The 8,100-nt window shown below is 38.7% G+C and carries 9 protein-coding genes; all 9 read left to right on the forward strand.

Annotated features, from left to right (window positions below):
* Positions 1-174: 174 nt before the first annotated feature.
* The gene (rpsU, locus tag GVV20_RS09830) at positions 175-360 is read left to right on the forward strand and encodes a 30S ribosomal protein S21 (RefSeq protein WP_159636479.1); all 186 of its coding nucleotides are present in this window, start codon (positions 175-177) and stop codon (positions 358-360) included.
* Positions 361-433: 73 nt separating this feature from the next.
* On the forward strand, positions 434-1,417 hold the full coding sequence (locus tag GVV20_RS09835) for a PhoH family protein (protein ID WP_159741057.1): 984 nt from the start codon (positions 434-436) through the stop codon (positions 1,415-1,417).
* Entirely contained in the window at positions 1,386-2,066 is a 681-nt protein-coding gene (locus GVV20_RS09840; protein WP_159741056.1) for a response regulator transcription factor, read from the forward strand. The genes GVV20_RS09835 and GVV20_RS09840 overlap by 32 nt, the downstream gene beginning before the upstream one ends.
* The gene (locus GVV20_RS09845; RefSeq protein ID WP_236261738.1) at positions 2,053-3,243 is read left to right on the forward strand and encodes a sensor histidine kinase; all 1,191 of its coding nucleotides are present in this window, start codon (positions 2,053-2,055) and stop codon (positions 3,241-3,243) included. The genes GVV20_RS09840 and GVV20_RS09845 overlap by 14 nt, the downstream gene beginning before the upstream one ends.
* Before the next feature lie 137 nt (positions 3,244-3,380).
* Positions 3,381-4,289 carry a substrate-binding domain-containing protein gene (locus GVV20_RS09850; protein WP_159741054.1) on the forward strand — a complete coding sequence of 303 codons (909 nt, stop codon included), beginning with the start codon at positions 3,381-3,383 and terminating at the stop codon, positions 4,287-4,289.
* Positions 4,290-4,351: 62 nt separating this feature from the next.
* Positions 4,352-5,284 carry a phosphate ABC transporter permease subunit PstC gene (pstC, locus tag GVV20_RS09855; protein ID WP_159636469.1) on the forward strand — a complete coding sequence of 311 codons (933 nt, stop codon included), beginning with the start codon at positions 4,352-4,354 and terminating at the stop codon, positions 5,282-5,284.
* Entirely contained in the window at positions 5,281-6,504 is a 1,224-nt protein-coding gene (gene pstA, locus GVV20_RS09860; RefSeq protein ID WP_159741053.1) for a phosphate ABC transporter permease PstA, read from the forward strand. The genes pstC and pstA overlap by 4 nt, the downstream gene beginning before the upstream one ends.
* Position 6,505: 1 nt before the next feature.
* A complete protein-coding gene (gene pstB, locus GVV20_RS09865; RefSeq protein WP_159648539.1) occupies positions 6,506-7,258 on the forward strand; it encodes a phosphate ABC transporter ATP-binding protein PstB in 753 nt (250 codons plus the stop codon).
* An 11-nt stretch (positions 7,259-7,269) separates the two neighbouring features.
* Positions 7,270-7,902, forward strand: a complete 633-nt coding sequence (gene phoU, locus GVV20_RS09870; protein ID WP_250690192.1) for a phosphate signaling complex protein PhoU — start codon at positions 7,270-7,272, stop codon at positions 7,900-7,902.
* The last annotated feature ends 198 nt before the right edge of the window (positions 7,903-8,100 follow it).

The raw sequence follows: 8,100 nt of genomic DNA on the forward strand, positions 1-8,100 counted from the left end.
GTGAAATACCTTAAGAAAAGCGTTTCATACTATGATTTATTATGTTAAAATGATTGAGCAGTCACAGGAAAGTGCTAAATTAATGCATATTAGAATATTCATTAATCTATCTCATTCCTACAGATAAAAACTTATTTGTAACCGTGTCAGCTTGCATCAGAAGGGAGGTTAGTCATGTCGAGAATAGTAGTTAAAGAGAACGAAGGTTTGGATGATGCATTGCGCAGATTTAAACGTCAAGTATCTCGTAATGGAACCCTTGCTGAGGCTCGTAAAAGAGAGTTTTATGTAAAACCAGGCGTCCGTCGTAAACTAAAATCAGAAGCGGCTCGTAAAGCGCGTCGTAAAAAACGTAAATAATTAATTAACTTGTATCCGAATAGTGATACAAGTTTTTTTTATGATATGATGTAAATAACAAGGAGGATTTCTTTTGACAACTCGAAATTTTGATTTATCGGATAGTAGTATTAGCCTACAGGATTTAGTAGGCGTGGAAAGTAAAACGGTACAAGCGGTTGAAAACCATTATAAAGTACGAATTAATGAACGAAATAATGCCTTAGAAATTTCAGGGGTTGAAGATGATGTAGAGCAAGCGGTTCGTTTTTTTGAACTTGCGTCTGAGGTCATTAAACACTATAAGCGTATTGATGCTCAAGATTTGGACTACTTGTTTGTGCTTGTTGATAATCGTCAATCTGATCGTTTTATAGAGGTTATGGACGATGTCTTGACTCGTACGTTTGCTGGAAAACCCATCCGTGCGAAAACACTTGGACAAAAACAATTAATAGACGGCATGAAGAAAAGGGATATGACGTTTGCAATTGGTCCTGCAGGAACGGGTAAGACATATTTGGCAGTTGCGTATGCAGCAGAGCTTCTTAAAAAAAATGAAATTCAAAAAATTATTCTGACGCGTCCGGCCGTAGAAGCGGGTGAGAATCTTGGATTCCTTCCAGGGGATTTAAAAGAAAAAGTAGATCCGTACCTTCGTCCGTTGTATGATGCTTTGGACGATATGTTCTCGGCTGAGCGAACGCAACGTTATATTGACAAAGGTATCATCGAAATTGCGCCGCTTGCATATATGCGTGGTCGCACATTGGATGATGCGGTGGTCATTCTTGATGAAGCCCAGAATACTACCAAAGCTCAGATGATGATGTTCTTGTCGCGACTTGGTCGTAATTCGAAAATGATCATTACAGGTGATATTGATCAAATCGATTTACCGCGTAACGCCCAGTCGGGATTAAAAGTTGCGAAAGCGTACTTGAGTGATATCCCTGAAATAGCATTTGTTAATTTATCGCATACGGATGTTGTGCGACATCCACTTGTCATAAAAATACTTAAGAAGTTTGCGGAAGGAGATCACAATGAATCGGAAAATTCTAATAATCGAAGATGAGGAGGGCATTCGCCGACTATTACGGTATGATTTACGTCAAATGGATTTTGAGGTAGAATCTGCACGAGATGGTCGTGAAGGCTTACAAATGGCAAAGGAAACCAACTATGACGTTATTATTGTGGATTGGATGCTTCCATATCACTCTGGTGTTGAATTAGTTACTGAGTTTCGTAAACTCGGGATGGATTCCATTCTCATTATGTTAACAGCGAAAGATGAAGAGAGTGATATATTAGATGCATTTGAGGCTGGTGTGGATGATTATCTGACAAAGCCATTTTCACCACGTGAACTGACTGCACGAATCAAAGCTCATTTGCGTAGAGCCACAACATCATCGAAAAGTCATACCATTGAAGTTGGAAATATAACGGTTCTGTTAGATCAACATACTGTAAAAGTCGATGAGAATATTATTGAACTTACGAAGAAAGAGTTTGATTTACTAATATATCTCTTGCAAAATGAGAATATTGTCCTATCACGAGATCAAATACTATCAGAAATATGGAATTATGATTATGATGGTGACACTCGCATTGTTGATGTCCATGTGTTTAAGTTGCGATCAAAGCTTGAAGCATCGGATGTTAAGATAAATTCTTTGAGAGGGGTTGGATACGTTGCGAAACGTGAATCGAATTAATGTTATTATTTTCCTGTTAATTGCAGGGATAACCCTTTATTATCAGAACTTGATTTCGATAGTTGTCCTCATTATTGCTGCAATATGTATGCTTGCTGTGAATAGTCTTAAGCAGAGTGATACTGTCCATAGTATTCGCAAGCACGCGGAGAAAGAAAAAAAAGAAGCACATTATCGTGCGGATGATGCTACAGATAAACTTGTTAAGTTGATTAATGCAATCCCATCACCGTTGGTCTATATTAACCAACGTGGTGATTTTGAGGTTAGCAACCAATACTTTGATCAAATGCTCGTATCACAAGCACAAAATGTCTATGATGTGAATATTGATTCGCCAATCCGTCAAACGCTTCTTGATGCCTTTCTTAATGAACAACAATTTGTGCGCCAATTCAGTTATAAAGACATCGATTATCAAGTCTTGTCAATTCCGCTCTTGACTGAAACACGACGTTATCATGGGTGTATGCTAATATTCCAAGATGTTACCCGTGTCGTTGAAGGTGAGAAGATGCAAAAACGATTTATTGCAGATGCTTCACATGAACTTCGCACACCCATTACGTCGATTAAGGGGATGGTTGAGATTATGACACGACCTGACTTTGATGATGATCAAACGCGAACTGAGTTTTTGGATCAAACTAAAAAAGAAGTTGAGCGTCTTGACCGTATCGTTGAGGACTTGTTGCTACAATCTCGCCTTCGAGCCAACCAAGTATATCTTGAGAAAACACATTTCAATTTGAAACAGTTTTTTGAAGGTCTAATTTATGATCGTCGTCAAGCGTTGCATCAACACAATATAGAAGTGCAGCTTAATTGTCCATCTGATTTAGAGATTTTCGCTGATCAGTTTCGAATGAGTCAAGTATTCTTGAACCTCTTCAATAATGCCATTAACTATGCTCATGGTGGATGCATTCGTATTGTCTGTACTGCCGAAGGTCGTCGCGTAAAGATAGATTTTTCAGATGATGGTGACGGTATCAGTGAAAATTTACTACCACATATCTTTGAACGCTTCTACCGTGGTGAAGATTCTCGTACCCGAGACACAGGAGGTAGTGGCTTAGGTCTTGCGATATCCAAATCAATCATAGAAGCCCATCGTGGTCAGTTAAGTGTCACAAGTAAAAAAGGGAACGGAACAACATTTACAGTTAATATCTAGGAACTCATTTGAGTTCCTTTTCTTATGTATTTAACAATTCTTCGCATTAATTAACGCACAATTAACAAAACGACAACTTTATTTTCATGAAGGGGGGGTAATATACACGTAGCAGGTTGATACTGCAGGAGGACACCATGAAAAAGCTATTAGTTAGTGCATTAGCTTTATTAGTATTAGTAGGATGTGGAGCACAAGGCTCAAAATCATCAGAATCAATTAAAGTTTATACTCGCGATGGATCATCAGGAACTCGAGAAGCCTTTGAAAGCATTATTGGACTTGAATCACTCACAAGCAATAGTGCTGAAACAACTTCAAATGGAGATATGGCGAAACAAGTAAGTTCTAGCCCAGCTGGAATCGGTTATGTTTCATTAACGACAGACTTTGAAGCAAATGAATTAACACCAGTTTCATATGAAGGCGTTAATCCAACCGTTGAAACGGTTAACAACGGAACTTATAAGTTAGCACGTCCATTTAGTTTTGTAACACGTGCTGCTGGTGATTTCGGTTCACAAGAGAAAGAGCAACTTGTTGCTGCATTCCTTGATTATCTTGTGAATTCAACAGAAGGACGACAAGTCGTGTTAGCGGCTGGTGGAATCGTTGATGTCGGAGCTGGTAAACCTTGGTCTGAACTCAAAGCAAACCATCCAATTGTTGATCAAGATAACAGTGGTATCACGCTTAAAACAGGGGGATCAACATCAGTAGATAAAACAATCACTGCTGCAGTTCAATCATTCATTCCGATGGCAGGTAATTTCAAATTTGAGCCAAACCATACAGGATCAGGAGACGGCTTCAAACGTACACTCGGTGGTGAAAAAGATGGTGCAAACGCGATCGATATTGGTTTCGCATCCCGTGCATTTAAATCCGAAGAAACAGTAGCATCAGGCTTAATGTCTGGAGAATATGCAAAAGATGCAGTCGTTGTCGTTGTTCCGGTTAAGAACGAGGCAATCAAAGATCTTACAGCAGCTCAGCTCGTGGAAATTTTTAGTGGAAACGCTAAAACATGGGCAGACATTAAGTAAGCTTAGCAATCGCTAAGCTTTTTGTCAGTAATTGAAATGTAAAAGAAAAGAAGGGTTAGATTATGAATACTCAGTGGTCCGAATCATATCAAAAACGAAAAAAGATAATCGATTTGATATTCCGTTCATTATTTAAAATTGCAGGAATTTTAGCTGCATCGATGATTGTTTTTATTTTCATCTTTATTTTCCAAAAAGGGATTTCTGTGTTTTTGCCAACATACGGTGATTCACAGGTTAATTTTTGGTCATTTATATCAGGCTTTACATGGCGTAATGATAAACAAATCTATGGTGTCTTGTTTATCGTTATCAATACGCTCATAACAGCATTCTTTGCGATGCTTATAGCATTCCCAGTATCAGTCTTAACAGCGCTCTTTATTGTAAAAATTGCTCCCAAAGCATTAGGCTCGATTTTAACAACCGTTATTGAGCTATTAGCTGCGATTCCGTCAGTAGTTTACGGGGTTTTCGCGTCTGGGGTTATCGTTTCTTGGGTTGACAATGTCGCGCAAGTATTTGGTTATTCAACGTTTGGTGGTCGCTCGATGCTCGCTGTTGTTATTTTGTTAGCGATTATGGTTATCCCAACAATGACATCTCTTTCGATAGTTGCAATTAAAGCTGTTAAACCAGAGCTTGAATTAGGGTCGCTTGCACTTGGCGCTTCTAAAACACAAACAAACTTTAAAGTAGTCCTTACAAGCGCAAAATCCGGTATTTTTGCAGGGCTCATCTTAGGACTAGCACGAGCATTTGGTGAAGCGACCGCGGTATCCATGGTTGCTGGTAATAAAGCCATGGGACCAACTTGGAATCCATTTGATATTACACGCACATTAACATCAACAATGCTCTCAGGTTTAAAAGAAACGACGGGTGTTGATTATGATATTCGCTTCTCAGTCGGAATTGTGCTGATGGTGACGATTCTTCTGTCAAACCTCATCATTCATATCGTTAAGAAGAAAGTGGGGGCAGAAGGACAATGACACAATCGCGTAAAATTAAAGATGGGATTGCTAATTTCTTTACCTATCTGGCTTCATCTGCAACATTCTTAATTCTCATTGCAATCTTTGCTTTTGTTATTGCAACTGGTAAAGATACCCTAAGCATGGAAATGTTACGGAATGACTATTGGTCACAAAACTACCTCGTAGAATGGACAGACCAAACACAACAAACATTTACAAAACCTGATCATTTGGGCGACGAAGTCGTTTATAGTACGAAATATGGTATTGGTTTTACGAATGAGATTAATCATGAAAAACAACGCCTGATTCGCGTATCATACATCGATGATGATTCAGTGTTTAATCAATCGGTCAACGCAACCAAAGGTCCGAGTTATGGAGAAAGTCTGACAGTATCCATTGGTGATCAAATTGAAAAAATTGAAGGTGTTAACGCAACAGGAACCACAATTCTAATGGGAACAACCTTTGCGGATAAAGCAGAATCGATGGTTATGAAACTTGATTCTACTGAGTCGCTTACATCTCTGTATTATAAAACACCTGGTGGCGGAATTTGGGGATCACTCCTCGCAACCTTAATGCTCATCGGTATTTCATTGCTTTTTGCACTTCCAATTGGAATTTTTGCAGCAATCTATCTGACGGAATTTGCCCAACCTTCAAAATTCAACAGTTTTATTGAGCGTTGTATTGAAATGCTGGCTGGTGTTCCAAGTATCATTTTCGGGTTAATGGGAATTGTTGTTTTATATCCAATTACTGCATTTTTCAACATTAGTGGTTTAAGTATCTTACTTGGTGGTATGACAATGTCTGTAATGCTCTTACCGGTCATTATCCGATCGGTTCAGGAATCGCTCATAGTTGTACCTCGAGATTATCGCTCTGCTTCACTATCCCTAGGCGCAAGCCAAACGCAAACAATCTTTAGAGTCATTCTGCCATCGGCACTGCCTGGTATTCTCTCAGCAATTTTACTTGCTGTAAGTCGTATTATTGGAGAATCCGCTGCACTTATTTACACCATGGGTACATTTATTAATGATGCACCTCGTGTGGGTGAAGGTGCTACGACCTTGGCAGTCCACATTTGGTCCGTAATGAGTCATGAACAACCGAATTTTGAATTAGCAAGTGCCATCTCTATTATTATTCTTGCTTTAGTACTCGTTTTAAATTTATCAGTAAAACTTATGAGTCGTCGACTCAATAAGAAGTTAGGAGCTTAAGATGAACAGTTTTCACGTAACAGACCTTGATTTGTTTTATGGCGATAATCATGCCCTCAAGAGTCTAAGTATTGATATTAAAAAACAAAAGGTAACTGCATTTATTGGGCCTTCAGGTTGTGGGAAATCAACATTCTTACGTACATTTAACCGTATGAACGATCTTATTCCCAATGCCCGCATTGAAGGGACCATCGAATTTGATGGAGCAAACATTTATGCACCAAAAACAGATGTTGTTGAATTGCGAACAAAGGTTGGGATGGTTTTCCAACATCCCAACCCGTTCCCAATGAGTATCTATGATAATGTCGCATATGGTTTACGGGTTCAAGGGATTAAAGACCGTAAAATTCTTGATGAAGTTGTTAAGGAATCATTGCAAAAAGCGGCCCTTTACGATGAAGTTAAAGATCGCTTAAATCAGTCAGCACTTCGTCTCTCTGGTGGTCAACAACAGCGCCTTTGTATCGCACGTGCGATTGCACTCAAACCTGAAGTTATCTTGATGGACGAGCCAACATCGGCATTAGATCCAATTGCTACTGCAAAAATTGAAGAACTTATAGTAGAATTAAAGAAAGACTTTACAATTGTTATTGTTACGCACTCAATGCAACAAGCAGCGCGTATTAGTGATATGACAGCATTCTTCTTGTTAGGGGAAATTGTAGAGTATGATGAAACGAAGAAATTATTCCATACGCCAAAAGATAAACGTACGGAAGACTATATTACGGGTCGATTCGGATAGGGAGGTCCACAATGAGAATTGAAGACAAAATGGTTGATTTCGAAAGCGAATTGCTAGAAATGGCATCACGTGTCCGTAAATCAATGTCACAGGCAATTGAAGCATTAAATACACACGATAAAGAACTTGCGTTACATGTTATTGAACGTGATGATCAAGTCAATTATTACGACGAAAGCATTAACGACTCAGCAATCCAAACATTATCGTTAATGCAACCGGTCGCACGCGATCTACGTTTGCTCGTAGGCGGTATTAAAATTGCGACTGATCTTGAGCGCATTGGTGATTATGCGAAAAATATAGGTCGATTTTTGATTAAAAGTAATGTCGATAAGGAATTTCTTAATGAAGAAATTACAGAATTAGGTAATATTTTCCTTGAAAATTTCGATAATGTAATTGAAGCATTGAAAGCACTTAATGTAAAACAAGCTTACGCAGCTGCAGAATTAGATGATAACCTTGACGAAGCATTCGCGAAAGTTATGATGAAATTCGTTGATATTGCGGAAAAAGAAGGTCGTTTCCCAATTGAGACAACAGGGATTCTAAGAAATATTGAACGTGCTGGTGACCATGCTAAGAATATCTGTGAGCAAATAATCTATATCGCCAAGGGTCAACATGTTGATTTTGGATAAAAACTACCGGTTGGTAGTTTTTTTCTCGAATTTGAGTAGATATCGGTTCTCATTTGAGTTGGGGGAAATAAAAGAGGAGGTAACTAAAAGATGTTATTGACCTTAGATCCGATGAATTGCGTACTAGCCAACACTTGGTGCGTGTGGAACATGTAGTGTATGTCTTTGAATTAAACCACTTAACCAGTAGCATTTACT

Source organism: Erysipelothrix aquatica, assembly GCF_009828775.2.
GTDB classification, from domain to species: Bacteria; Bacillota_I; Bacilli_A; order Erysipelotrichales; family Erysipelotrichaceae; genus Erysipelothrix; species Erysipelothrix aquatica.